The organism is Armatimonadota bacterium (genome assembly GCA_013314775.1).
In the GTDB taxonomy this organism is placed as follows: domain Bacteria; phylum Armatimonadota; class Zipacnadia; order Zipacnadales; family JABUFB01; genus JABUFB01.
This window is the reverse complement of record JABUFB010000015.1, coordinates 104,011-128,647: the sequence shown is the minus strand read 5'-3', so window position 1 is coordinate 128,647 and position 24,637 is coordinate 104,011. Positions and strand designations below refer to the sequence as shown.

Sequence of the window (24,637 nt, the reverse complement as noted above, 5' to 3'; positions counted from 1 at the left end):
TGCTTCTTGGGCGGACTTGCTATGTCGCAAGGGTACTCGTGGTAATGCGCGCAGCCTCCTCGAGAGTTGTCTCACCAGCGCGCACTCGTCGCAGAGCGGCTTCACGGAGTGATGTCATGCCCTCGCTGACTGCCTGAGCGGCCAGCTCGGATGCAGTCGCCCTGCTGCCGATGAGAGTTCTGGCTGCGTCGGATGGTATGAAAAGTTCGAAGACGGGTAAGCGTCCGGAATAACCAGTCTCGCGACAGAACCGACATCCGCTGCCCCGGTGTGCAATGAAGGGCTCCTGTCCTGCCAGCTCGGGGAAGGTTCTCTTCAGCTCCGTCTCCGATGCAATGTAAGTCTCATCGCAATGCTCACAGATGCGGCGCACCAGGCGCTGGGCAACCACACCGACCAGCGCCGACGCCACCAGGTAGGGTTCTGCCCCCATGTCCAGGAGGCGAGAGACCGCACCCGGAGCGTCATTGGTGTGCAGGGTGGTGAGGACCATGTGGCCGGTGAGGGCTGCGCGAATGCCCAGTTCCATGGTCTCGGTATCGCGCATTTCGCCCACCATGATCACGTCGGGGTCTTGCCGGAGCACCGAGCGCAGGAATGCGGCAAAAGTCAGGCCCGCCTTCTGGTTCAGCTGAACCTGGTTGATCCGCTCAAGACAGTACTCCACCGGATCCTCGCAGGTCACGATATTCTGGGTCGTATCATTGAGATGCTGAAGCACGGCATAGAGAGTAGTGGTCTTGCCGCTCCCGGTGGGGCCTGTGACAATGAACAGTCCGTGAGGGCGCTTGATCGCCCATTCAAGGCGCTCAAACTCAGAGTCAGACAGCCCGAGGTCGCTCAAAGCTACGCGAGACTTAGCGGCGTCCAGAATCCGCAGGACCATCTTTTCGCCGAGCACCGTTGGCAGGACGGAGGCCCGAAAGTCGATGCTGCGGCCGTCGATTACAGTGCTGAAGCGTCCATCCTGGGGCTTGCGGCGCTCTGAGATGTCCATGCCGCTTACGATCTTTAGCCGTGAAAGCACCGCCGGGTATGCTGCCATGGAGATGTCGAGCAAGTCTTGCAGGACGCCGTCGATCCTGCAGCGGACAACCCCTTGCTTCTCACCGGGCTCGAGGTGGATGTCGCTGGCTCGCTGGGTGATGGAACGCTCAAGCAAACTGTTGACAAACGCCACAACCGGAGCGTCCTCGGCAAGGTCCTCGATGACTTCGGACTTATCGGCCTGGGTCTCCCCAAGCTCAGCCAGGCGCTCGTCGACCCGCTTGGCAGCCGCCTCAAGAGACCCTTCCACAGTCTGGTGTTTATCCAGAACCTGCGCGATCTCGTCTTCTCTGGACAGGACGCGCTGCACCCGCTTGCCTGTGATTCGAGCGATCTCGTCCACGAGCATCACATTGAGCGGGTCGGCCATCGCGACAGTGACTTCTCCGTCGCGCTTTCCGATGGCGACGACGTGGTTCTTGCGCGAAAAGCTCTCCGGCAGGAGCGCGATGGCCTCGGGATCGATGGCGGCATTAGACAGTTGCACATAGGGCGCTCCCGACTGCAACTCCGAGAGCTGCAGCGCATCCTCCTCGTCGAGGGCACCCGCTTTCACCAGCAGCTCGATGATTCCCTGGCCCGTCTTCCGGCTCTCCTCGAGAGCCTGGCGCGCCACTTCCGGCGTGACAACACCCGCATCAATGAACGTCTGCAGCAGCGTGACTCTCTCGTTCATTTGGGCCAAAGGGATCACCCCCCGACCTGGACGTGCTGGGGCATGCGCTCCGCCAGGTGAAGGCTCAGTTCCTTCACCAGTTGCTGGGCCGCAGCGGGCGTCTTGGCGACGTACGAGTCCGCTCCGGCTGCCAGCGCGGCGTCCCGATCGCTTCTCGCGCTGAAGGCCGACACGCAGATCACGACCATCTCGGGGAACCCGCTCTCCGACTTCCACTCCCTACACAAGGACAGGCCGTCCATGTCGGGGAGCATGATGTCGAGAAGCACCGCATCGGGACGGTCTTTAGTCACGGCGGCCCGAGCAAGGCGCCCGTTCTCGGCCACTTCGACGGTGTACCCCTCCTTGGAGAGACGGTTCGACCACAGGCGCGCGATGACGGGGTTGTCCTCAACGACGAGCACCTTGGCTTTCACGTTGCATCACCCTTGGCAGGTCGCTGAGATCTGACGGATGCCTTTCGCTACTCAGATCTCCTACTGGCACCGTCCATTGTGGATGACCGCAACCTGGACTGGAATCGGGATTTCCCTCATTTGGGGTTCCGGTTCTCCTGATTCAGAGATGTGCTAGCGCCGACCGGCGACCGAGGGGACATCCTGAAGACTGGGGGGAGGGAGATTCAGTCCTGCGTGGCGTGGGGTTTTCTGTGTTGAGGAACGGTCAGGAGAGAGTGTCTTCCGGGATAGCTTGCCCGATGACACGGAGCAATTCGTCGAATTGGAAGGGTTTCTGCAGGCAGGCACGCGCACCTATTTCGCCGAGCTGCTGGGCCTCTTGTGCGTGCAGCTTCCCGGTGATCAGCACGACTGGAATACCCGGGGCGTGCTCCGCGACGTAGGTCAGCACCGCCCGACCTCCGCCGCCGGGCATCAAAAGGTCGGTGACCACGATGTCAAACTCGCCGAGCTCCAATTCCCGCAGTGCGTCCTTCGCGTCGCAGGCGGTTGTGACGGCATAGCCCGCGATAGTGAGAATCTGCTCGAGAGAACTGCGCACTTCCTCTTCATCGTCGGCGACCAGCACCCGACATCCCTTGCCAGACAGCCGCTCCGGTTTGAAGGGCATCGGCGCCGGCTCGGTCTGCTTCGCCACAGCGCAAGGCAGCTCAACGGTGAAGGTGGAGCCCTTGCGCGGGGTGCTCTTGACGTGTAACCGCCCTCCGTGTGCGGTCACGATGCCATGGGCGGCGGACAACCCCAGACCTGAGCCCGCAACCTCGCTTTCGCCCAGGCGCCCTTTGGTGGTGAAGAAAGGCTCGAAAACGCGAGACACCTGGTCCGGGGTCATTCCCTCACCGGTGTCATGCACGGCCACCTCCAGCCACGGGACCCCCTGGGGACCATCCTTGGCTAGAGTAGAGATGGTCAGGACTCCGCCCCGAGGCATGGCGTGCGCCGCATTGATGAATAACTCGGCAAACACCTGCTCGAGTTGTGTGGGGTCTCCGTGGACCACCTTTGGATCTGCTGCGAACTGCCTCTCAACGCGGATATCCGTTCCTCGCAGTTGCGGGGACGTGAGCCGCAAGGCGGCCTCTATCACTTGCTCGACGACAACCTCCTCCTTCCGCGCGCTCGTCGGCTGCGCGAAAGTCATGAGTTGTTTGCACAGCACCCCGCCCCGCTCGGCGCCGGTTCTGACTGTTTCCACCAGTCGCGCCGAGGCTCCTGACTGGTCTCGCATCGCCAGGAGTTCTGCTTGCATGAGCATCCCGGCCAGAATGTTGTTGAACTCGTGGGAAACGCCTGCCGCGAGCTGCCCCACCGCCGCCAGCCGTTGGGCACTCTCGGCGCGCCTGTGATCGGTGACGTCTGTAACGACGCCGATTGTGCCCGCTGCTCGGCCGTCCCCATCAAGAAGAGGAGCGGCACTGAAGATTGCCCAGCAGGAGGTGCCATCCGCACGCTGCAGCTCGATCTGTGAGCTTTCCACGCACTCGCCGGGGACAGCTCGCAGGCAATTGACGAGGTCTGGAGCATTCTGCAGATCTACGAAACGACTGATGGGTTCGCCGATCAGGTCTTCTCTGCCATAACCCAGCATCTCGGCCAGTCTGTGGTTCGCATAGGTGGTGATCCCGTCCAGGTTCAGAAGCCAAATGCCATCTCGGGTGGTCTCCACAATGGTGCGATAGTGTGCTTCCTGAGCCCTTAGGCGTCTTTCGGACCTTCCGTACAGGAGGAATATCGCCAGAGTCGACACGACGGCGAAGAGGATGCCGCTTGCATGTGCAAAGCGCGCCCTGGTCTCTGGGGCGATGTAAACTTGTGTGATCAACTCTGCCAGGTACACCCAGGCAATGCTCATGCAGAGGTACGTGAAGCAGATCATGGCCGTCAGGTTGCTGCCGGCAACGAGTCGAGCGAGACGGCGCCGCATCGGTTTTCTGACCTCCCGATCCGTGCACAGCCGAAACGGTGTGGGGCGGACGCGTCCAGATTACCCACGGCGTCGGACCGGCCGTAGCCTGGACGTCAGTTCGCTCTCGCCCCGTGATTGTCCTTCTGCGCTGGACCGCAACGGCGCTCTTTGAGACGGAAAAGAACTTCCACCGGATCGTGGGCTGCCGCGACCTGTGGTCACTGAAGGCGTTGCCGGACGAAGACCAAGATCGGGAGAAGGCAATGGTGGAGCAGGCGTCGCGGCAAAGAAGCCTGTCGAGACTTCCAGCTGGACTTGTGGCAGACTTCCGCACAATCTGCGTCCGCCGCTTGAGCCCCTGTTTCTGCCGCCCCAGCACGGCCTGTTTTGAAACTTTCGCAGCACGCGGCAGAATGTGAAAGTCTCCTCGGTGTTCTCTCCCACCTACTCGCAGTGTCTCAAAATACCGTCCCTGCCACTTGTTCGGCCATTGCGGGAAGGTGATCTGGTGCCGGATGGCCCGGCACCGGGCAGCAATCGCGGGACTGCTTCTGCCGGAAGCAGTCCCGGAATAATCGTCATCTGGTGGCTTGCAGGGCCGATACCATGCCTCGCCGGATCCAGGGCCGCTGGACCCTACGGACCATCAAGTGCGTCCGGCAAGGTCTCCACGAACTCCCGGATCTCGTCCCTCACCCGGCGGTAGTGGCCGAGGGCCTCCTCCTCAGTGGCTGCGTCTCTGGCCAGCCGCGGAGGATCGTCGAACCCCTTGTGGACCACTTTCGTCTTTCCTGGAAACAGGGGGCAGGACTCGTGGGCGTTGTCGCATACGGTAACCACATAGTCAAACTCGATCCCGTCAAGCTCGTCCACGTGCTTCGATCGCTGTCCGGAGATGTCCACCCCCGCTTCAGCCATCACCTTGATTGCGTTGGGGTTCATCCCGTGGGTCTCAATACCCGCCGAGTAGGGCTCGATCACGTCGCCCTTGAGCGCCCGGGCCCAACCTTCGGCCATCTGGCTGCGGCAGGAATTGCCGGTGCAAAGGAAGAGCACTTTCAGTTGCGCCACGCGGAATCACTCACTTCCAGTCGGTTTCGTTGCGCTCACCGTAATCGATATCACAAGCCCCTCGGGCGCTTCGGGCAGGGCATCGCACGAAGAACAGCAGCAGCCCTCGCCGTCATCGGTGGAACAGCAGCCGTTGAGCAAATTGGCGGCATCCTTCTCACACTCGACGGTGATGTCAACGAACCCCGCTTCCGCCATCCTGCTCAGGTACTCCTCGCGGCTGACGGCTCCGGCCACGCAGTTAACGTAGGCGGCAACGCTTTCGAGTATCTCCTGCGGCGCGTCACCTCCCAGCACGATGTCGGACACGTGGAGCCTCCCGCCGGGCTTCAGCACCCGGAAGGCCTCGGCGAAAGCCGCGGCCTTGTCAGGCACGAGGTTGATGACGCAGTTGCTGATGATGACATCCACCGAGCTGCTGTCCACCGGCAGAGCCTCAATCTCGCCCAGGCGGAACTCTACGTTGTGGTAGCCGCCCTTCTCGGCGTTGGCACGGGCGGCGCAAATCATCGCCTCTGTCATGTCCACGCCGATGACTCGGCCTTCGGGCCCGACTGCATTCGCGGCAAGGAAGCAGTCGAATCCTCCGCCGGAACCGAGGTCGAGCACGGTCTCGCCTGGCTTGAGACCCGCGATTGCGGTCGGGTTCCCGCAGCCGAGCCCCATATTAGCGCCTTCCGGTACGCTCGTGAGATCAGTCTCGTCGTAGCCGATGGCAACCGCGTCGGAGCGCGTCACGATGCCCTCGCGGCGGCCCTCCGCATTCCGCCGAGCGATCTCCCCGTAGTTGTCGCGCACAACTTGCTTGATGTCGTCCATGGCTGTCTCCTTACTCACAGGCCAGACTTGGTGATAGGGTCTCGGTCGGGAAGTAGCGTTTCCGCAGCCACAGGGCCACGTTGACAAGACCGATGAGTACCGGCACTTCCACCAGGGGCCCGATGACGGCGGCGAAGGCCTCGCCGGATGAGATTGTGAAGACCGCCACCGCCACGGCGATGGCGAGCTCGAAATTGTTGCTGGCAGCGGTGAAAGACAGTGTGACCGTCTGGCCGTAAGTTGCCCCGATTCTCATGCTCATGAAGAACGAGACCAGGAACATCACCACGAAGTAGATGAGCAAGGGGACGGCGATGCGCAGGACGTCCAGCGGCAGCTCAACGATGACTTCGCCCTTGAGAGAGAACATGACCACGATGGTGAACAGGAGGGCGATCAGCGTGACAGGGCTGATGCGCGGGATGAACTGATGCTCGTACCACTCGCGCCCCTTGGCCCTGATGAGCGCAAACCGGGTGATGAGCCCTGCCAGGAATGGGATGCCCAGGTAGATGAAGACGCTCTGGGCGATCTGGCCCATGGTCACGGACACAGTGGTTCCCTCGATGCCGAAGAGCGGCGGGAGTACTGTGATGAACACGTACGCGTAGACAGAGAAGAAGAGGACCTGGAAGATGCTGTTGAACGCCACCAGGCCTGCGCAGTACTCGGTGTCGCCTTCCGCCAGCTCATTCCAGACTATGACCATGGCGATGCAGCGCGCCAGCCCGATCATGATGAGCCCATACATGTATTCCTGGTATCCCCGGAGGAAAACGATCGCCAGCAGGAACATGAGCACGGGTCCGATGATCCAGTTCTGGACGAGAGACAGGGCGAGGACCTTACCATTGCGGAAAACCCCACCGAGCTCTTCGTACTTCACCTTGGCAAGGGGCGGGTACATCATAAGGATCAGGCCGATTGCGAGTGGGATCGAGGTGGTGCCCACCTGCGAGGCGGCGTTCACCGCATGCACCAGGTCCGGGAGCAGGTACCCGAGAGCGACCCCGAAGCCCATGGCCAGGAAGATCCACAGAGTGAGGTACCGGTCCAGGAAGGAAAGGCGCTGAACGATGCTGGGTGACATGACGTAAGAACCTCTCAGTATTGTGCTTGCGATCGCCACGTGCGTCCCGCTTTCGGCCGGGCAGGGACGCGCTCAGTGTGCAATGCGTCCAAGTTCGATGCGACTCGGGCGCTGCGTCCGAGTCGCATCGGCTGGGTCATAGATGCCTCCGCCGACTACTGCGCCTGCCGCGTGACACCTTAGTCGCTCCCGCCTGCGTGGGGCTGCTCAGGTGCCGGGATGAAGAGGACCGGGATGGGAGAGAGTCTGGCCACATTCATAGCGATGCTCCCGACCATGACCTCGGCCAGAGCACCGCGTCCTCGGGTGCTCATGACGACCAGAGTATGATCATCCGTGCCGGCGTGTTCAGTGATCAGGCGCGCGGGAGAGCCCAGTTCGATGCGGATGTCAACACCCGCAGCGCCAACTGCCTCCAGCTCCTTCTTGAGGTCGTGAAGACGGGCCGAGTCGGTCGCGTTGAACTCATCCAGGCGGGCCATTTGGTGCTTCATTACGGCTTTGTCCTGCACATGCAGAAGGGTGCATTTGGCTTTCGTCGCGGCCACTATCTGCTTGAGCCGGCTGAACGCGTGCTTACTGCCGTACGAGAAATCCGTGGCGAACAAGATATGGCCGAACAGGTTGGAGCACGGCGCCTCACAGCTGGAGCCGGCCTCCGTCTCACAGATCTGTACCCGAATCAAGAGAACGGGACGGTGCGTCTGGTGCATAACCCCGGAGGATACGCTACCAAGAAGAACACGGCCAAGGGCGCTGCGACCGTGGGAGCCAACTACGATGACCGAAACATCATGGGCTTCCGCCATTTCGGAAAGCACCACTGCGGGCACACCCAGGCGGATGTCGGTTGTTACCGCGAAACCGGCCGCCTTCAGCTTCTCGGCCTCCCTGGCCAACTGAGGATTCGCCCAGTCCTGCAGCATGGTCTCCAGGCCCGGGGTGTTGGCTACATAAACCACATGGCCCAAGACTATTTCGCGCAGCCCTGCGGGCGCGAGACGCGGCAGGCATGACAGAACCGCCGCCGACGGCTCCGAGAAATCCACTCCGACCAGCGCTCGTGAAAACATACCACACGCCTCCTCTGCTTAGCTTGTCAGAGATGATCCATTGGCATCTGCGGGTCAGGCACCGTCCGTCTCATCGCCGCAGCACAGCCCGTCTTCGTCATCGTCCGCACAGCAACACGGTGCATCGCTATTGACACAACATGGCGAAACATCGTCACCCGGGTCGTCGCTTATTCCCAGGCGATCCGCAAGGGCGAGCACGCGCCTGGCAGGCATCTCCTTCACCATCTGGGCGACGGAGACCGCGCTCGCCATGTCCCTATCGGACACTCCGAGTTCCCTGGCGTGCTTGTGGTGCCACCGCAGGCACAGTTCGCAGTTGGCGCCGATTGACGCCCCGACAAAGACGAGCTCAGCGACCTGCGCTGTGAACATTGGGGCCTGATGGGGACTGTTCGTGTGGTGCATCTCTTCGTCTTTCGTAGAATTACGATGAATGAGGGCAAAACCGGATCACAGCCCCCCCAGAAGTTCCCGCATCCTTACAAGCCGAGAGCGATCAACGCAGTAGCAGACCCGAGGTCCGTCAACGCGCCCGTGGATCAGGCCCGCACGCTTGAGCACCTTCAAGTGTTGCGATACTGTTGATTGGGCGAGAGGAACCTGTTCACAAATATCCCCGCAGATGCAGCTCCCTTCCTCCTGAGCCAGCAGGTAGCGCACAATTCGCACGCGGGCTGGATGGGCCAGGGCCTTGGCAAGCGCCGCCAGTTCATCGTCCCGATTGGGCCACTGAGGCGCATCCGTTGCACCATCGATGGGGTTGCAACACTCGAGCGGATTCGGTGTGTTGGTCTGTTTCATCGTAATTCTACGATAAACCAATGACGCGGTATTGTCAACCCTTGGGCGCGGCGTCCAGGGTGCGTTGGGCTCTCCGGAGCGACGGAATCGCGCAGCGGAAGGGACGCTCGCACTCCGAGATACCAGTTGGCGTAGTTCAGGGAGAGTGATGTGCCCTCCAGGTAGTAACTTGCGATGGCCCGCACCTCCGGTTGAAGACCGGCAGCCGCTTGATGCTGTTTGGCGTCGTAACGCGCGATCTGGGCTTCCGCCGCCAGCATTTCAGGGCGCTCAGCGTAGGCTCGCGGCAGCAGTTCGTCGGGCAACGGGGCCGGAGACAGTTCGGCGCTCAGCGTGCCTGGCGGGTCTTCCACGGCCGGCGGGTCCTGATCCGAACGCCTACTTGGTCAACACTGTTGTCATTTGTGGTGATTGGGAATTGAACCTGGGGATCGGCCATTGCGGCAATAGACAGGATCAGGCATGCGCCCACCGCGATCAACACTTTCGTCATCGCTCAGGCCTTCTCTTTGTTAGAAGCGCATCAGGTCATATTTGTCCAAGTTCGTGATGCGTCTTGTGTCCCTGGATAATACACTCTGTCCGCAGATATCAGGCCTATGCGGCTGAGCGCCCAGCAACATCGCCATCCTTCACTCTTTGGTGAACTCCATTCCGGCAGCCACGGGCAGGGCGACCCCTGCGGCTATCTGCATGGCTTTGAACAGCCCGGAAGGAACGACGCACCCGCTGCAGCATCCCTTCAGCCAGGATCGGATCGCTGACCACAGCTCTCCATCGAAGCCTGCCCCGATTTCGGCATACGTGTCCACATCGGGCAGTGTGCCAGCCAGGGCCTTGATGGTGCTGCAGGTGCTGTCCACCTCAAAGCACACATGCTGTTGGTCTTCGGACGTGGCCGTCACGCTCGTAACGAACCCGCAAACGCCAGCTTGAATCGTTCCAGTAACGGTACCCAATCGATGCCTCCGTTGGGGCGTGCGTCACTCGAAGGGGCCAGGCCTCGGCCCCTGTCGCACACATGTTCCATGCAGTCGCAAAATCTGAGCGCGCAGGGGGTATTCGCTCAATATCGCATACGCATGCCATCTCGCCGTTGGCTCACAATCCCCTGCGCGCGAAGTACGGCCAGATGGCTGGAGATGCTGTGCTGATCGACACCGAGACGTTCGGCCAGTTCGCTCACACAGCACTCGCCATCAGCGAGGCAGTTAAGGATCGCCAGCCGTGTCTCGTTCGCAAGCCCTTTGAGGATGCGAGCCGCGTGCCTGTACCGCGCGACGGATTCCGGCTGCGTATTGCTTCAGCCCCTTCGAGTCCAACTCGCGCAGTGACCTTGAGCAAGGTCGATCATTTGCGGCGTCTACCCGCGCGTGCGGCAGGCAACGCTCACTTATTGATCCGCACGGCCTTTTCTGCTGGGTCCCAGCTGACTTTCGCGCCGGTGGCCTCGCCCATCTTCCGCAGCGGCAGAAGCAGGCTGCCATTGACGATGATGCCATCGCTCTTCGGGATGAGCGTGCAGCCAATATCCGTGCAGATCTGAGCAGTCTGGCTGGCCGCGATCCACTTCACATCGATACCCAGTGATTTCGCTCCCGCGCGCAGGGGAACGTAGACTGACCCTCCGCGCAGTATGGCCGGAGGGCTGTAGGTTTGAAGCTTGCCGTCAACATACACCTTCACGGGAACATCGGCGGCGAAAACAGTGACGGAAACAACAAGGATCAACAGCGTGAGCAGCACTCGTGTCATGGGTCTTTACCTCACATAGTGAATAGTTTCGCCGGGATGACGCCCCGGCTGGGTGAGTGTACCTGGTGTGAAAGCACAACCACAGCTTGCATCATCGTCTCGCGTTTCGGCCGGGTCGAATAACCCGGAGACAAGACAGAACAGCAGGGCAATGAGCAACAGCAGCTTCCAGGAACCCAAGCGGATCGGCCTCTCGTGATTCGCCCGAGATCAAGGCTCAGGCGGTCCAGATAAAGTACGCTCCGACCACGATGAGCAGCCATCCGCCCACGCGTTGGATGATGACGGAGTAGCCGGTGAAACGCTCCAGGCTGGTGAGTGCGCCGGCAACCGTGCCGATGATAATGAGCGGCAGACCGTGGCCCACGGCGTAAGCGAACATGAGCACCGATCCGTAAGCGACCTCGCCCTTCGAGGCGATGAGTGCAAGGATCAGGGTGAGGATCGGCATCGCGCAGGGGCTGGCCACCAGGCCAAAGAGCATTCCGAGAACCAGGGCCCCGGCGAAACCGCTCATCTCCGACCATTTCGACTGTCCGGGGGCCCAGGTGGAGAAGTTGATGGGCAGCAGCCCCGCCATGTTCAAGCCGACGACAATGCAGATCGCAGCGACGATGTACATCCACCCGGTGCGCGACAGGCCGAGGACATCACCGATGAACCCCACCGTGACACCGAGGACCACATAGGTGATGGCAAGCCCCAGCACAAAAGTCAGCGCCAGCGCCAGGCCACGGGCCTTTGTATGTGTCTGCTGTCCCGAGATGAAGCCGATGATCACGGGGATCGTGGGGTATACGCACGGGTTCATCCCGGTGGCTGCCCCCCCCAGGAATACAAGGGGGACCACCAGCCATGAAGACTCCTTCATGGCCTGTTCCAGCGTCTGCATGAGACCGTCCATTGGGTCACTCCTTCAGCATCCCGAGTTCTTTGAGCTTCGCCAGGATCTCCTCTTTCTCGAAAACGCCAATGTGGCGGAACAGCTCTTTGCCCTCGGCATCGAGGAAGATCTGTGTGGGAATAGTCATGATCTGGTACTGCTCAGCGATGGCCGAGTTCTCATTGACGTCGTAGAATTTCACGAACACCTTGCCGGCAAGTTCTTTCTCGAGCGAATCAATGATCGGCGCCATGTATTCGCAGGGCTTACAGCCGACCGAGCCCAGTTCGAGCAGTTTGGGCAACTGTTCACCGGTGTCGGCGCTCGCTTCTGCTGCCGTATCAGTCTCGTCGGCGGGGGCGGTGTCGGCGGCTTCTGTCTCGGCCGGCGGCGCCGCATCCGGAGCAGCGACGCTCTCCACGGGGACAGGCGGGCCGCTTGGCTGCTCTCCGCGTCTGCTCTTTGCGACAACCACTCCGGCAATCACGATCAGCACCACAATCAACGCTACGACTTGCGTACCCTTCATGTGGACGACGCGCTCCTTGTTGTTTCATTGGTGTCTCCAACGACACAGCCTGCCAGACGCTGGTAAGCGCCTTTTGCGCGAACCCGCGGAAGCGCCTTTCGCCCAAGTTCGTGCAGGCCACGAACCACAGCATCCAGCAGCCCACCGGGGAAGCCGATGACCGTCTCCTCCGACCCCATATCTGTCGCTTCCCGACATCCATAGCAGCCCAGGGTTGCGTTGAGTTCACCGGTGAGGAAGGGCAATACGGTGGTGTCCTCGCAGGTGGCCTGGAGAATGGCCGTCGTGAACTCGGCCCTCCCCCCTGTTTCGTAGCGGGCGGCCAAGGCGATCCACATGAGCTGCTCGATGGCAGCCTCGACCACAACCACGTCCGGCTCGTAATCGGCTTTCTCCAGCGGACTGAGAGCCACAGCCGCATACTCGCCCTGTTTCAGGCGTCGCATTGAGTCGACGGTCGCCTTCCCTGCCTCTGGGCTGCCGAAGATGCCGAAGGCGGCCAGCATCTCGCCCGAGGCGAGTTTGGGTGGGAGCGGCTTGAACCCGAATGCTGCCGCGGCCGCCGGACAGGCGATGTTTTCGGCTGTCAGGATGACCTTCTGCCCTCGCCGCGCCTGCATGATCATCTGGCAATAGCGCCGGTTCGGCAGGGCTTCATAGCCACTTACCTGCTGCGCATCAGTCAGAAACTTGACGGCGACAGGCTCCGATGTCAGACCAAGGACGCTCTTCAGAGTACCGGCAGCTTCTCGCAGATTCGAAATCAACGCACATCTCCCGGGAAGAAAATGGCATGGGCATCACATATCTTCTGACACCCTCGGCAGAACTCTACGCACGCCTCCGGCTTGACCACAACCGGCGAGCCGTCACGCTCTTCGTAGACCCCGTGGGGGCAGAAGTTGACGCACTGAAGGCATTGGACACACTTCTCGTCGTCGATCGTGGGGAACCAGTTCGCGGCCATTGACCGTCCTCCTCAAGCATCCTGGGCCTCGGTCTCGGCGATCAGCTGCTTGATCGCGGCTATGGCCTGGTCGGTGGTCATATTGCGGATGTCCACGCCCTTGTGTTTGGCCGGATCGAAGCCTGCCTCGTCGAAGGCGAAACGGTACATCTTCTTCTGCATCGTTGGATCGCAACCAGCCACGTATAACTGCTCAAGATCATCCACACCGCGGAGCAGATCTTTCAGGTAGGTGTCGCCGTCATCCGCACAGAGTTGCGGGTGTATGCCCACCCAGTCAATGAGCTTTTCCCGCCGCAATGCGTTGAGCACCTCGAAGACGTTCATCTGGTGGAAAGAAGGGCAGGTACCCTGGCAGACGCACAGCAGCAGGCCTCGCTTGCCCCGGTCAACGCTCATCTCTCATCAACTCCCTTCGGCTCCTCTTTGAGCATCTGCTTCATCAGCTTGACCGTGAACAACACGTTCTGCTGCACCCTCTGAAAATCGCGAGCCTTGGGGACGTCTTCGCGCGAGAGGTCCAAATGATCCGTGACCGTGATGCCCGCGTGTTCCACAGTCTTTCGCGCGCATTGCAGGCTACAGCCGTCCACAACACAGACGCGTCGCGCTTGCCGGGCAGTCTCAATCATTTCGGGGATGTGGGCTGCCAGGCCGGCCAGGCAGAAGATCTCCCCCACACCCTCCCGCGTGAGCTGAACTGCCGCTTCACTGGTGGCCTGGCCACAGTTCGACGCTCCGCCACATGGCACGATCAGCACTTCCGCTGGTTCACAGAGACACTGCTTGCTCACCGCCCTCACCTCTCTCCACCCGCAGCATCAGGGGAGGATATCCCGGACGCGGCCGCAGATCGCGTCCAACTGCTCGCAAGACATCTCGAAATGATGCCCTTTCTCAATCCCCTCGTCAGTCACTACCAGATAACAGGAGATAGGCAGTCCCGCACGCTCCAGGGTCATCTTCGCGCAGGCAACACCGCAACCGTCGAGGGCGATGATCTTGTCGGCTCCCGCGGCGTTCACTTTCATCGCCTCGATGTCTCCACCAATACCGGCCAAACAGTAGAACTTACCCAAGCCCTCCTGGTCCAGCTTCTTCGCAGCTTCGTTTGTCAGTTGACCGACATTCGACCCGCCGCTGCAGGCGAAAATGAGCACATTGTCGCCAGAGCAGGCACAATCACTCACCGCATTAGTGGGTTTGCTGCAGCAATCAGCCATCTCGGTTATCTCCTCGCTGTCCTGGGGCGTCGCGCCTACCCCTACTTCGGGGCACATTCCCCGATCTTGCAGGCTTTCTGGATCTGTTGTGGCGATAGGGCCATTTTGTCCGCCAGAGCCTTGTGAATGGTGATCATCTCGCCCGTCTCGCGCGGATTGGCGTCCAACCACTTCTGCAGGCTCTCGGGTGACACGAAGAACCCCTGGTGGAAGCACCCGGCTGACACATGGCTACCATCGGGCTTGGTGAGCTGGCCGTACCATGCCACAGCCGTCGGAGGCTCAATCGATTCCACGCTCCCGTTGAGCGTCCGGACCACGATCGGCTCACCGGTGACGGGGTCTTTCGCATGCACCTCAATGTCGGCGCCGGTCCGCGCGGCCACGCCCACGGCGCAATGCGAACAGCAGCCCCATGTATAGACCCCACCGACCTTCACCAAAGCAGCGTCTTCAGGATAGACCGCGCGGTCGCAAAACCCACAGCGGCTAGCCAACTCCTTGCTCTTGAGAACATCGTAGCCGATGATGCTGCCGCCCTCAGCGTTCCTTTGTGCGGCCGCCGCTTCGCGCTGCGCGAAGGCTTTCACGATGGGCCGGCCGGTAGTCTCATCGAGTGTATACAGATACACCGCTGATTGAACCGGAACCATTTCGCCGGTAGCCCAGTCCGCGACTTTCGCGCTGCCTTCCGTGGACGCGACGTCTGATGTGAGGCATGAGATCATCACGAAGAAATGGTGCATGCCTGACAGGTTGACGTCACCCTTCTGCGTGCTCACCGTCACCTTCAGACGCGGATCAATGTCCCCGTCGCACATGTAGCAGATGTCCTGCGGCGCGCGGGTGTCCGCAACAGCCGGCGTCCAGCGGCTGATTGTCTTCGCTCCATCGGCGAAAGTGAAGCCCAGGTCACGCCACTTGGCGAGGATGTCTTCGCGGGAGAAAAAGCCCTCGTGGCGGAACAGTTCCTTGCCCTCTGGGCTGAAGAAGATCTGCGTAGGGATGAGGCGAATATCGTACTTCTCCCCCGCAGTGGGGGTCTTCCAGACATCAATGAACTCCACGTCGAACTGTCCTGCGAAATCAGTCTTCAGCGCCTCGAGGATCGGAGCCATCTTCTTGCAGGGGATGCATTCCCCGGCCCCGAGGTCAATTAGCCGGGGAAGCGCCTGCTTGGCCGGCGCGTCTGCGCCCAGGACGCCGCTTGCCCCGGAGCCGAACAGCACTACCGCGCACAGCAAAGCACTCACTGCGGTCTTGCGCATGTGGTATTCTCCTTCGTGTGGTTAGCTAGCCCGACAGCTTGGACTGCACGTCGGCAAGCTTGCCGCTGACCGCGCAGTATGCGTCGCCGACAAGCTTTCGCACAGCGGCTGCGTCCATCGGCTGCATGCTGATCATATTGAGCAGAGCATCCACATCGGCATCTGTGTCCCGAAGCAAGGCGCCGACGCCGACGAAAAGCTGCGCTGTGCAGACACGGGCGTCCGACGCGGAGATCCCGGCCGCTTGCGCCGACTCGATCAACTGGCCCGCCATTGGGAAAAGATAGGTCGGGCCCACAGCCAGAAGCGCGCAGAACGCATTGAGCAGACCTTCGTCGATCTCCAGGCTCTCGCCCCAGATCTCGAGCATAGCGTCCAGCACCATGCGCAGGTCCTGTGGCATTCCGGGCGCACAAACGAAGGTGTTCATGCCCTCGCCGACCAGCGAGGGGGTGTTCGGCATAACCCGTGCCAGGTGTACGCCTTCGGGGACCGCGCGCTCCATCGCAGCCAGAGTGACCCCGGCCGCCACGGAGATGACGAGCTTACCCGCACCCAGTGCCGGCGCGACCTCGGCCAGCACGGGCAGTACCGCTGGGGGCGGAACGGCGACGATGACCACGTCCGCAAGTGCGGCCGCCTCCGCATTGTCGGACGTCGTTCTGACGCCAAGGGACCCCGCCAGCGCCGCCAGCTTGTCCTCGTCCTTGTCCGAGCAGACGACATTCGATGCTGGCACGGCACCGGCGCCCACCAGCTGCTTGACGAGCAACCCTCCCATGATTCCACTACCCACGCAGGCGATGCGTAAGTCGGCAAGCTGTGACATGATCGGAGCCTCTCTTTCTGGCACGCTCTCCGCGCGCATTCTCAGGTCTCGCTGGACTTGATTAGCTCAGCTATCTTTTCCGGCGGCAATACCTTCCCCGCGACCTTGAGCTTTCCATCGATTGCCAGCGCAGGGGTGAACATCGCGCCAAACTTCGCGATTTCGGCCACACTGGTGACCTTCTCGATCTGCGCTTCCACACCTGCCAATTTCAAAGCGGCCTCGGTGTTCTCGGCAAGTTTCTTGCACTTCGGGCAGCCCGTGCCCAGAATCTGGATCGTCATTGTCAGGCCTCCTTCAGGCTATGCCGCGATGGCTCCGTAAATCATTCCAGTCAGTGTCGCCAAGACGACGATAATTGTAACAAACGCTAATGTCTTCTTCGTTCCCAGGACGCTGCGGATCACCAGCATGTTGGGCAATGAGAGCGCAGGGCCGGCCAGAAGAAGCGCCAGTGCCGGGCCCTTGCCCATGCCGCTGCCCATCAAGCCCTGGAGAATGGGAACTTCGGTGAGGGTCGCGAAATACATGAATGCCGCCACGATGGATGCGAAGAAATTGGCCCGCAGGGAGTTTCCACCCACCAACTTCGCCACCCATTCGTTGGGGATCAGCCCGTTGTCGCTGCCCGGCATGCCCAAAAGCAGGCCCGCGGCGAGCACGCCCACGAATAGCAGGGGCATGATCTGGGCGGCGAAACCCCAGGTGGCACTGGTCCACTCGCTGATCTCCTCGCGGGAGAACCAGCGCCAGAGCATGAGGCCCAGGATTGCCAGGAGCGGCAGCACGATGAACCAGTGTATTTTGTACACTTCCCACCAGAAGCCCGATTGCTCTGCAGGCTTCGCCCACGCCGCGAAGATGAGGATGAAGACCATTGTGGCCACATACGCCGCCGTCTGCCAAAGGGGCCGCACCTCATCGTCATCCATGTCTCCGAAAGCGGCTTCGGTCTCAGCGGCGCGCTTCTCCTCATCCTTGCGGAACAGGAAGTGCATCGACAGACCGACCACGATGGAAAAGACGACCGCACCGACTGCGCGGGCGATGCCCATCTCGAAGCCGAGAATCCTGGCGGTGAGGATGATGGCAAGGACGTTGATCGCCGGGCCGGAGTACAGGAAGGCGGTGGCCGGACCAATACCCGCTCCCCGCGTGTACAGGCCCGCGAACAGGGGCAAGACCGTGCACGAGCAGACTGCAAGCACCGTGCCCGAGACGGAGGCGACGCCGTACGACAACACCTTATTGGCCTTGGGGCCGAAGTACTTGAGAACTGACGCCTGGCTGATGAAGACGGCAATCGCGCCTGCGATGAAGAACGCGGGCACCAGGCAGAAGAGCACGTGTTTCTGGGCGTAGTCCTGGAGCATCAGGAACATGTCCCAGATGGCGCTCTGAACGCGAGGGTGCTGCAGCGGAATGAAGTAACAGACGAGGAAGACGGCAAGGATAACGAGGAACTTCGCTCGATCGGACAACAGAGATCACCACGATTACTTGTCGAGTGTGTTTGGAGCTGCAGCTATCTGCCGGGTATCCGAGCAGACCGATCCCGCTCGCCCGGGGCCGCCGAGGCCATTCGGCATCAGCGCAGGTGGTTGTTTGGCATAACAGGCAAATATGAAGGACCTTCTCGGCGAGCATTCCGCGTCGCCGGATCAGCTCGGGAATCCGGATTTGCTCCCGAGGACTTCGTCAACGCATTCGAAAAACCGTGCGACGCACGGCATCCGCAGGCTGTAATACACCTTGAGGCCTTCCTTGCGATCGGCCACGAGATTTGCGTTCCGCAGAACCGACAGGTGCTTGGAGACGGTGGACATATCCGAACCGACCAACTCCTGCAGTTCGCAGACGCATTTCTCCCCCTGCAACAGAGACTCAACCATGGCGAGGCGACTGGGGTGGCCGAGCGCTTTCAGAACCTGGGCACGTCGTTTGTAGTCGGCGTCGTTAACAGTTTTCATAGTCTACTTGGCAATATAACCATATATTATAGCGTTGTCAAGCATCATAGGAAAGATTTTTCGCCGGTGCTTTCCGTGGCGGCAATAGTTGCCAGTGAGGATCGGTGAGCAAGCAACATTCATGGGTTTCAGCGGGCAGGGAGGTTGGCAGCGCCCAGGGGGTGGGTAGCGCCGGCAGGGCTAAGCGCTGGTGGAGCATAGGGCGTGAGTGACTGCGGTCACGGGTTTTTTCCAGGTCGTCGTGAAAGTGTCTGCCACCTACCAAACCGGGCGCGGGCGATCCGGCTCCGCTCTTTTCGAGATTCTCAGCCCCCGACGGGGTCGCGACGGGTCAGAATGAACTCATTGAACTCAGCCACTTCGCCTGTATCGTCGTCCCGGCGCACTATTGAGAAAGTGGCTTCCCAGGTCGCTCCGCGCTTGATCACGCGCAGGTCAAGGTAGCTGGCCATCTGGCTCAATCCCACCCACGGGTAGAAGAACCGTGAGTAGAATGTTCCGACTGGTGCCTCAGGGTCATCGCGATGGATATCCATCCAGTCAGCCCAGTTGGGGTGCGCCCCGCGGCTGGCCTCACCTGAATTGCCGATCACCAGGTAGTTCAGGTTTGCGGGATCGTCCAGCCAGGCGGAGTGCTGGGGATGTTCCGGCTCGAACGCCCCCTTCTGTCTCCACCAGCCGGGAGGTCCTGTGACGCAGTGCTCCACCAGATGGTCGTGTGATTGGATTACCGCATCAACCCCGTACTGCCGGAATACCGGGTCCAGTGTACGCAATTCGTAACCCGTCTGGTAGTCGGTGCCAGGATTGTCACTGGTCCCGTGAACCCCTCGGCTGTAGGACGCGGGGTGCGACATGACGATGGTGAACGCAGACTCCGACCGCGCTTGCTCCAGGCGCTCAAGCATCCATAGGTACTGCTCGCTGCCTGGCTCCCAGTCGGGGCTGAACCCATCGGGGATATCACGGTGATTGTCCAGTTCGTCGGCACTGGTGTTGTTCGCATCCAGCACGATGAACGTAATCGGCCCATACTTCAGGCTGTAGTATCGCTCCGCCCAACGAGGATCCGTGGTCTCGTTGTCGGGATTGCTTACGATAGCCTGATACCGCGGCATGGTATCGGCCAGTCCGCCCTTCGCGTAGCCTCCCTCCCCACCGTAGATTTCATGGTTTCCCACTGCCATCAAGTAGGGCACGAAGCTCGCCGTTGGGCAGTCTGCGTTCTCGGGGTCGCTCGTAGTCAGGACCCGCTGCATCAGGAAGTCCCAGTGTGCCCGAGATCCGTCGTAGACCATGTCACCGATCTCGAAAAGCAAGTCGGCACCGCGACTTCGAGCGAGGTGCGCGATCTGGCGGTGTCGCCGGCGGACGGCCTCGTTATCCGTCCTCCCGTCCCCCAGTATGCCAATGTGCACCCCGTGCACTGCTGCCTGGTCGGCAGAAGGCGAGGTGGCGAAAGTGTACTCACCGCTGGTCTCCTCGCCCGAGATCACCCGGTAGGGGTATGGTGTCCCGGGGGCAAGGCCGGTGATTGTCGCCTGGCACAGGTAGCGCCCCATCGTCGGCACGAAAACGGGTGTGACGTCAACCCGGGATTGCCAGCCGTCACCATACTCCACTCGGTTGTCAGCGCATTCCGTGTCAGTCCACCAAAGAATGTCCATGGTGGTCTCGGTCGGGTTCTGCAGGTAAGGCTGGACTACAATGGCGGCGTCGGCTGCCGAAAAGAGCGCGACCACGAGGACTGAAAGCACGAATTGGGGGCAATACCGGAACGCGCGGAGCATGGCTCGCCTCCATGCGGTGACACGGGAGAGTGCCACCGAGAGAAAGGGCGGTGCGGCCGTTTCGCTCGCCGGCACCGCCCTGAAGTAGTAACAAGATTGCTCTATGGAGTTGACGGGTAGGTGTAAACACCTGCGTTCTGATAGGTCGTCAGAACCGTGCCGGCCGCCGTACCCGCCGCGCAGAGCTCCTTGGTCCACTTGGCATGCCCGTCGCAGAAGGCGTAGTTGCGGCCTTCATTATGCCGGGCCCCCGCTTCCCATCGGGTCGGCGTCCCGTACCCAGGGTACATGTACCACACTGAGTATGCGTAACTGCCCTTGCCCAGCTCCGAAACAAGGAAGCACCTTGCCGGGTTCTGGATCTGAGCCATCGAGTTGGCGTTCTGGCTCCAGCCCAGGTACACGTTGGCGGCGTAGCTCAGCGGGAAGGCGGCGGCAAGGTCGGGCTGAGTGTCGGATGCGGGGTTGTAGCCCGCAGCCTGGAGCATGGGGAAGTAGCCCTGGTTGCCACCCGGCTTGGAAAAGCACGCCTTCTCCGCGTCGCTTGGGCAGACTAGCATCTGCCGGTTCTTGATGTACGGCTGCAGGGAGATTGCCCAGCCCATCGCGCCCGGTCGCCAGTTGTTGGAAGCGTCGTAGCAGTCATACCAGGTTGTGAAACCCCAGCACTCGTCATAGTCCTGAGCGTACATCATGAACGCAAGGCCGATCTGCTTGAGGTTGGACAGACAACTTGCTTGCCGGGCCTTCTCCCGGGCCCGGGCGAACACGGGGAACAAAATCGCCGCCAGGATTGCGATGATCGCAATCACGACCAACAACTCGATGAGCGTGAATCCGCGTCTTTGCATGGTCGTCCTCCTCCAGAGATTGCGAAGCCCACAGGGCTCCAACTCCAAATGACAGGCCAGCGCCTGGCATCAAGCAGAGGGAAGCAAGGGACGTCTTCCGCGCAGAGATGACGGAATACCATGCCATTCGATTATGAGATACGACGTCGCGGGCAAGTTCTCCTGCTGTTGAATCCGAAAGAAAGTCGAATGCTGGGGCGTGAGTTCTGGTGAGAACGCAGGGAGCTAGCCTTGTTCGGAGAACGGTAGGTTGTCCCCCAAACCAAGCCCTGAGGGGGTAGCTCCGTGGGCCCTGATGAGGAGTTGTCACGCAGCGCACGGAGCTTCAACGCTCGGTCAAGCCTGGGGAGGTCCCCGTCACCGGCCCAGCGCCTCGCGCAGGCGCCGAGCCCGGACATTGAAGATGGTTCCGGGATCGGTCGCGGAAACGCTGTCAGACTGCGGCTGGTCCGCGAAAGGCGGAACTTCCTGGCCCTGGTCAGCAAGGCTCAGGAGCCATTCCGCATACCTGCGGAGATGGACATCCACGGCGGAGTCTGCATGATCGCGCAGCCTGTCGAACCACGGGCCGGTGGTGCGGTGTCCGGAGAGCAGGGCTCCTTCAACGCCCACGCACAGGATCTCCACGTAGGCATTCTGGCAGACGGCGCTGACCTGGCCAGGGCAGGCGGGCCAATTGCTAAGAGCTCGCAGGCCGCGCGCCTGGGCGCGGGCGGCCTGGTCCGCTGCGACCACGGCGCAGGGGAGCGTGGCCTCGAGTTCTGCCACCCGCAAGGGGGCTTCCACGTCGGGCTGGAGCACTTCGACATCCCGGGCGATTGCTGCCAGCAAAGACCGTGCCACAGACGCGCCACCCGAGGCGGACAGCACCCGCGCCAGGTATGCCGTCGCCAGGGGCAGACACGATGCATCCTCGATCTCGCCGGCTTCTGCGACGGCCTGCTCCAGCAATTCTCGAGCAACGTCGAGGCGGCCCCGCCGGTAGTTGAGTTCGCCCAGGCTCGTCTTCGACTGCGCGCGCCCCCGCCGATCGTCATCCCGCTCGTTCGCGTCAAGCCCAGCGCTAAGGTAGGGCTCCGCTTCCTCGTACCGTCCGTCCTCAAGCAACATGATGCCCGCGTTATTGACCGCAGCCGCGTGTACCCAGGGTTCCACGCGCGGGTCGGCGGCCGCGCGCTCGAACAGCGCCAGCGCGCCTTCCCGGTCACCTGACTGCCCGGCGCACAATCCGCCGCCAACCAACGCCTGGGCGGCGCGGGTCGCGTTACCCAGTGCCTCCCACATCTGATGCGCCCGCGCGAAGCCTGCGCTCGCCTTGCTCAGGTCGCCTTGCATCCACTGCAGTGTCGCCGATGCCAGCGCGATGCGCCCATTGATCTCGCAATCCGTGCAGTCCTCAGCGAGAACCTCAGCCTCTGCAAGTGCCCCTTCTGCCGCACCCAACTCCCCGACAACCTGGTGCGATTGAGCAAGCAACAACAACGCTTCCAGTCGCTGCACAAGTCGGGTCGCGGGATCGGGTAGAGAAACGATTATCTCCAGCGCTCTGCCGGCCGCCTGGATCGCATGGCGGTTTGCGTACTGCGCCCGGTACTGCTCGGCGGAACGCATCAGCAGGTCCAGGGCACGCTCGTCTCCATAGCCCAGATAAGCATGGTGTGCTGCCGCATGCACTGCAGATGCGCCCATAGTGCTCAGCTGCCCAGCCAGATGAGTCGCGATCCTCGCGTGCAGGTCGCGCCGGCGTGAAGGAGGGATCGTGGCGTACGCAGCATCAAACAGAAGGCGCGGGCCGAAGACATACTGTCCAGCCCCGCTACCCGGCCTTAGCAGGCCGGCTTGAGCGGCCTGCCACAGGATGCCATCGGAGACAGGCACGTCGCCCTCCAGACAGGAGGCCAATAAGGACGCCGAGAAAGGTTCCCCGACCACCGAGGCAGCCTGAACGGTCTGGCGCAGGGGCAGCGGCAGGCTGTCAAGCCTGGAGAGGAACAGCTCCTGAAGTGTGTCCGGCAGTCCCCCGTCTGATCCGGCAGAAGGTGTGGCGCGCTCACGCAACGCCCGCACCAGTTCGCGCGCGAAATACGGATGGCCGTCCGCCCGGTCGCAGATTGCCCGCACTGTTGTAGCTGGGAGAATCTGCGGCGATGCCCAGGACGCCACCAACTGTTCCATCGCCCGCCGCGCAAGTGGTCGCACGTCCACGAGTGTGACAGGCAGCGCCGCCATCATCCAGTCGGGCAGTGGAGGGCGCGCGGTCAGCAAAACCAGCAGGGGCCAGCGCGAGTAACTGGCCAGCGCCTCAACCAGCACCTGTTGTGTGCCCTCGTCGCACCAGTGAATGTCCTCCAGCACCAGGCAAACCGGGCCGGAAGCGGTGATTCTCCCAATCAGCGCAGCCAGACTCTCACCCAGCCCCTGGGCATCCGAGGCCTCATATTGATGAGGGCGGACAGAGAAGTGGCTGAGCGCACCGCACAACGATCGGCGGTGAGATTCCGCCAGCCCCAGAGCGGCCAACCCCGCCCCAAAGTCCCCCACCACCTGGGGCGGCCAGTTTTCCACGCGGAGCCCGGTGACTTGGGAGAGTATGTCTGCCAAGGGAAGTAGCGGGAACTGCTGACCGCAAGCGTGGCAGAAGGCGGAGAGGATCCGGAAATCCGAGAGCGCGTTGCTCTGCAGCCAGTGAGCCACCAGCGCCGACTTGCCGATGCCGGGCGGGCCTGTCACGCAGGCGACCCGCACGTTGCCTGAGCTGGCCTCCTCCGACAGTCGCGACAACTCGGCCAGTTCTCGTTCCCGAGGGACTGTCGCCCGGGCAGGTGACGCCTCGCTGCTCAGTGAAGCCTTCGACCTTCGCCGCGCCCCAAGCACCCGGAAGACTTCCACAGGCTCCCGGCGTCCCCGTAGCGACACACTGCCGACCGACTCGAAATCGATCTCAGTTGCCGCGGCGTCACGCACTGCCCTGCTGACGTACACCTCCCCCACCGGGGCCTCACTCTCCAGCCGCTTGGCCACGTTCACCGTGTCGCCGATCACGGTGTAGTCGGCGTGTTCGCGGTGCCCCACGGGACCGACCATCACGGGCCCCGCATTGATCCCGGTGTGGATGCCCAGAGGCACGTTCCCGAACCGTCCTGCCCGGTTCAGGCGGTCCAGGCGTTCCCGCATGGACAGGGCGGCGAGGATGGCTCGCACCGCGGATTTCTCCTGGGCGAAGGGGACCCCGAAGAGCGCAACGATCTCATCACCCACGTAGTTGTCGATGTGGGCGCCGTGGGCAACGAGGCAGTCGACCAGCTCTTCGAACACCTGGTTGATCAGGTGGTACAACCACTCGGGCTCCACGCCTTCCGCGAGACTGCTGAACCCAGAGACGTCAGTCATGAGAATGGTAGCGGGCCGCTGCTCACCGGAACGCAGGTGGGCGAACACCTCGCCGAGCGAAGCCCGGGCAGCCCGGGGAGCCGACGCCGGCTTATCCGCAACCGCGGTCCCACAGCGGCCGCAGAAGCGGTCGTCGGGTGCAATCGCGCGACCGCACGCAGGGCAATGGTGCTCCTGTGGCAAGTGATACTCCCTCGCGCACACTGCGGTGATCGACAGCAACCTGCGGCGACAAAAA

28 protein-coding genes are annotated in these 24,637 nt (G+C 61.8%); all 28 read right to left on the bottom strand.

Annotated features, from left to right (window positions below; all coding sequences use genetic code 11):
- Positions 1–19 precede the first annotated feature (19 nt).
- Complete coding sequence (gene tadA / locus HPY44_19080; GenBank protein NSW58115.1) at positions 20–1,723, bottom strand: Flp pilus assembly complex ATPase component TadA; 1,704 nt, start codon at positions 1,721–1,723, stop codon at positions 20–22.
- Between the two features lie 14 nt (positions 1,724–1,737).
- Complete coding sequence (locus HPY44_19075; GenBank protein NSW58114.1) at positions 1,738–2,139, bottom strand: response regulator; 402 nt, start codon at positions 2,137–2,139, stop codon at positions 1,738–1,740.
- A 247-nt stretch (positions 2,140–2,386) separates the two neighbouring features.
- On the bottom strand, positions 2,387–4,105 hold the full coding sequence (locus HPY44_19070) for a response regulator (GenBank protein ID NSW58113.1): 1,719 nt from the start codon (positions 4,103–4,105) through the stop codon (positions 2,387–2,389).
- A gap of 618 nt (positions 4,106–4,723) precedes the next feature.
- Complete coding sequence (locus tag HPY44_19065) at positions 4,724–5,158, bottom strand: arsenate reductase ArsC (GenBank protein NSW58112.1); 435 nt, start codon at positions 5,156–5,158, stop codon at positions 4,724–4,726.
- 6 nt (positions 5,159–5,164) lie between these two features.
- Positions 5,165–5,977 carry an arsenite methyltransferase gene (gene arsM, locus HPY44_19060; protein ID NSW58111.1) on the bottom strand — a complete coding sequence of 271 codons (813 nt, stop codon included), beginning with the start codon at positions 5,975–5,977 and terminating at the stop codon, positions 5,165–5,167.
- A gap of 10 nt (positions 5,978–5,987) precedes the next feature.
- Positions 5,988–7,067, bottom strand: a complete 1,080-nt coding sequence (arsB, locus tag HPY44_19055; protein NSW58110.1) for an ACR3 family arsenite efflux transporter — start codon at positions 7,065–7,067, stop codon at positions 5,988–5,990.
- A gap of 179 nt (positions 7,068–7,246) precedes the next feature.
- Positions 7,247–8,140 carry a universal stress protein gene (locus tag HPY44_19050; GenBank protein ID NSW58109.1) on the bottom strand — a complete coding sequence of 298 codons (894 nt, stop codon included), beginning with the start codon at positions 8,138–8,140 and terminating at the stop codon, positions 7,247–7,249.
- Between the two features lie 54 nt (positions 8,141–8,194).
- Positions 8,195–8,515 (bottom strand): carboxymuconolactone decarboxylase family protein, encoded by a 321-nt coding sequence (locus HPY44_19045; GenBank protein ID NSW58108.1) that lies wholly within the window; start codon positions 8,513–8,515, stop codon positions 8,195–8,197.
- Positions 8,516–8,593: 78 nt separating this feature from the next.
- Complete coding sequence (locus HPY44_19040) at positions 8,594–8,944, bottom strand: winged helix-turn-helix transcriptional regulator (GenBank protein ID NSW58107.1); 351 nt, start codon at positions 8,942–8,944, stop codon at positions 8,594–8,596.
- The gene (locus HPY44_19035) at positions 8,941–9,297 is read right to left on the bottom strand and encodes a TolC family protein (GenBank protein NSW58106.1); all 357 of its coding nucleotides are present in this window, start codon (positions 9,295–9,297) and stop codon (positions 8,941–8,943) included. The genes HPY44_19040 and HPY44_19035 overlap by 4 nt, the downstream gene beginning before the upstream one ends.
- A 279-nt stretch (positions 9,298–9,576) precedes the next feature.
- A complete protein-coding gene (locus tag HPY44_19030; protein ID NSW58105.1) occupies positions 9,577–9,903 on the bottom strand; it encodes a hypothetical protein in 327 nt (108 codons plus the stop codon).
- A 107-nt stretch (positions 9,904–10,010) separates the two neighbouring features.
- Positions 10,011–10,199 (bottom strand): winged helix-turn-helix transcriptional regulator, encoded by a 189-nt coding sequence (locus HPY44_19025; GenBank protein NSW58104.1) that lies wholly within the window; start codon positions 10,197–10,199, stop codon positions 10,011–10,013.
- A 134-nt stretch (positions 10,200–10,333) separates the two neighbouring features.
- Entirely contained in the window at positions 10,334–10,699 is a 366-nt protein-coding gene (locus HPY44_19020) for a copper amine oxidase N-terminal domain-containing protein (GenBank protein ID NSW58103.1), read from the bottom strand.
- A 217-nt stretch (positions 10,700–10,916) separates the two neighbouring features.
- Positions 10,917–11,603, bottom strand: coding sequence for a cytochrome c biogenesis protein CcdA (locus HPY44_19015; GenBank protein NSW58102.1), 687 nt, complete (start codon positions 11,601–11,603; stop codon positions 10,917–10,919).
- A gap of 4 nt (positions 11,604–11,607) precedes the next feature.
- Positions 11,608–12,111, bottom strand: coding sequence for a thioredoxin family protein (locus tag HPY44_19010; GenBank protein NSW58101.1), 504 nt, complete (start codon positions 12,109–12,111; stop codon positions 11,608–11,610).
- A complete protein-coding gene (locus HPY44_19005; GenBank protein NSW58100.1) occupies positions 12,108–12,866 on the bottom strand; it encodes a DUF169 domain-containing protein in 759 nt (252 codons plus the stop codon). The genes HPY44_19010 and HPY44_19005 overlap by 4 nt, the downstream gene beginning before the upstream one ends.
- Before the next feature lie 8 nt (positions 12,867–12,874).
- The gene (locus tag HPY44_19000) at positions 12,875–13,078 is read right to left on the bottom strand and encodes a 4Fe-4S dicluster domain-containing protein (protein ID NSW58099.1); all 204 of its coding nucleotides are present in this window, start codon (positions 13,076–13,078) and stop codon (positions 12,875–12,877) included.
- A 12-nt stretch (positions 13,079–13,090) separates the two neighbouring features.
- Positions 13,091–13,477 (bottom strand): heterodisulfide reductase subunit A-like protein, encoded by a 387-nt coding sequence (locus HPY44_18995; GenBank protein ID NSW58098.1) that lies wholly within the window; start codon positions 13,475–13,477, stop codon positions 13,091–13,093.
- Positions 13,474–13,872 (bottom strand): putative zinc-binding protein, encoded by a 399-nt coding sequence (locus HPY44_18990; GenBank protein NSW58097.1) that lies wholly within the window; start codon positions 13,870–13,872, stop codon positions 13,474–13,476. The genes HPY44_18995 and HPY44_18990 overlap by 4 nt, the downstream gene beginning before the upstream one ends.
- A gap of 27 nt (positions 13,873–13,899) precedes the next feature.
- A complete protein-coding gene (locus tag HPY44_18985; GenBank protein ID NSW58096.1) occupies positions 13,900–14,301 on the bottom strand; it encodes a putative zinc-binding protein in 402 nt (133 codons plus the stop codon).
- 41 nt (positions 14,302–14,342) lie between these two features.
- Positions 14,343–15,569 carry a hypothetical protein gene (locus HPY44_18980; protein NSW58095.1) on the bottom strand — a complete coding sequence of 409 codons (1,227 nt, stop codon included), beginning with the start codon at positions 15,567–15,569 and terminating at the stop codon, positions 14,343–14,345.
- Between the two features lie 25 nt (positions 15,570–15,594).
- Complete coding sequence (locus tag HPY44_18975) at positions 15,595–16,398, bottom strand: prephenate dehydrogenase/arogenate dehydrogenase family protein (protein ID NSW58094.1); 804 nt, start codon at positions 16,396–16,398, stop codon at positions 15,595–15,597.
- 41 nt (positions 16,399–16,439) lie between these two features.
- Positions 16,440–16,682 (bottom strand): TM0996/MTH895 family glutaredoxin-like protein, encoded by a 243-nt coding sequence (locus HPY44_18970; GenBank protein NSW58093.1) that lies wholly within the window; start codon positions 16,680–16,682, stop codon positions 16,440–16,442.
- A gap of 18 nt (positions 16,683–16,700) precedes the next feature.
- The gene (locus HPY44_18965) at positions 16,701–17,879 is read right to left on the bottom strand and encodes a permease (protein ID NSW58092.1); all 1,179 of its coding nucleotides are present in this window, start codon (positions 17,877–17,879) and stop codon (positions 16,701–16,703) included.
- A 180-nt stretch (positions 17,880–18,059) separates the two neighbouring features.
- Entirely contained in the window at positions 18,060–18,368 is a 309-nt protein-coding gene (locus HPY44_18960) for a winged helix-turn-helix transcriptional regulator (protein ID NSW58091.1), read from the bottom strand.
- A gap of 305 nt (positions 18,369–18,673) precedes the next feature.
- On the bottom strand, positions 18,674–20,158 hold the full coding sequence (locus HPY44_18955; GenBank protein ID NSW58090.1) for a metallophosphoesterase family protein: 1,485 nt from the start codon (positions 20,156–20,158) through the stop codon (positions 18,674–18,676).
- Positions 20,159–20,259: 101 nt separating this feature from the next.
- Positions 20,260–21,009 carry a DUF1559 domain-containing protein gene (locus HPY44_18950; protein NSW58089.1) on the bottom strand — a complete coding sequence of 250 codons (750 nt, stop codon included), beginning with the start codon at positions 21,007–21,009 and terminating at the stop codon, positions 20,260–20,262.
- A gap of 357 nt (positions 21,010–21,366) precedes the next feature.
- A complete protein-coding gene (locus HPY44_18945; protein ID NSW58088.1) occupies positions 21,367–24,582 on the bottom strand; it encodes an AAA family ATPase in 3,216 nt (1,071 codons plus the stop codon).
- Between the last annotated feature and the right edge of the window lie 55 nt (positions 24,583–24,637).

What these genes read in the sequence shown, in the direction of transcription:
- tadA (NSW58115.1), bottom strand. Translation starts at nt 1,723, where the DNA reads ATGAACGAGAGAGTCACGCTGCTGCAGACGTTCATTGATGCGGGTGTT.
- HPY44_19070 (NSW58113.1), bottom strand. Translation starts at nt 4,105, where the DNA reads ATGCGGCGCCGTCTCGCTCGACTCGTTGCCGGCAGCAACCTGACGGCC.
- arsM (NSW58111.1), bottom strand. Translation starts at nt 5,977, where the DNA reads ATGGACGACATCAAGCAAGTTGTGCGCGACAACTACGGGGAGATCGCT.
- arsB (NSW58110.1), bottom strand. Translation starts at nt 7,067, where the DNA reads ATGTCACCCAGCATCGTTCAGCGCCTTTCCTTCCTGGACCGGTACCTC.
- HPY44_19050 (NSW58109.1), bottom strand. Translation starts at nt 8,140, where the DNA reads ATGTTTTCACGAGCGCTGGTCGGAGTGGATTTCTCGGAGCCGTCGGCG.
- HPY44_19045 (NSW58108.1), bottom strand. Translation starts at nt 8,515, where the DNA reads ATGTTCACAGCGCAGGTCGCTGAGCTCGTCTTTGTCGGGGCGTCAATC.
- HPY44_19040 (NSW58107.1), bottom strand. Translation starts at nt 8,944, where the DNA reads ATGAAACAGACCAACACACCGAATCCGCTCGAGTGTTGCAACCCCATC.
- HPY44_19020 (NSW58103.1), bottom strand. Translation starts at nt 10,699, where the DNA reads ATGACACGAGTGCTGCTCACGCTGTTGATCCTTGTTGTTTCCGTCACT.
- HPY44_19015 (NSW58102.1), bottom strand. Translation starts at nt 11,603, where the DNA reads ATGGACGGTCTCATGCAGACGCTGGAACAGGCCATGAAGGAGTCTTCA.
- HPY44_19010 (NSW58101.1), bottom strand. Translation starts at nt 12,111, where the DNA reads ATGAAGGGTACGCAAGTCGTAGCGTTGATTGTGGTGCTGATCGTGATT.
- HPY44_19000 (NSW58099.1), bottom strand. Translation starts at nt 13,078, where the DNA reads ATGGCCGCGAACTGGTTCCCCACGATCGACGACGAGAAGTGTGTCCAA.
- HPY44_18995 (NSW58098.1), bottom strand. Translation starts at nt 13,477, where the DNA reads ATGAGCGTTGACCGGGGCAAGCGAGGCCTGCTGCTGTGCGTCTGCCAG.
- HPY44_18985 (NSW58096.1), bottom strand. Translation starts at nt 14,301, where the DNA reads ATGGCTGATTGCTGCAGCAAACCCACTAATGCGGTGAGTGATTGTGCC.
- HPY44_18980 (NSW58095.1), bottom strand. Translation starts at nt 15,569, where the DNA reads ATGCGCAAGACCGCAGTGAGTGCTTTGCTGTGCGCGGTAGTGCTGTTC.
- HPY44_18975 (NSW58094.1), bottom strand. Translation starts at nt 16,398, where the DNA reads ATGTCACAGCTTGCCGACTTACGCATCGCCTGCGTGGGTAGTGGAATC.
- HPY44_18970 (NSW58093.1), bottom strand. Translation starts at nt 16,682, where the DNA reads ATGACGATCCAGATTCTGGGCACGGGCTGCCCGAAGTGCAAGAAACTT.
- HPY44_18960 (NSW58091.1), bottom strand. Translation starts at nt 18,368, where the DNA reads ATGAAAACTGTTAACGACGCCGACTACAAACGACGTGCCCAGGTTCTG.
- HPY44_18955 (NSW58090.1), bottom strand. Translation starts at nt 20,158, where the DNA reads ATGCTCCGCGCGTTCCGGTATTGCCCCCAATTCGTGCTTTCAGTCCTC.
- HPY44_18950 (NSW58089.1), bottom strand. Translation starts at nt 21,009, where the DNA reads ATGCAAAGACGCGGATTCACGCTCATCGAGTTGTTGGTCGTGATTGCG.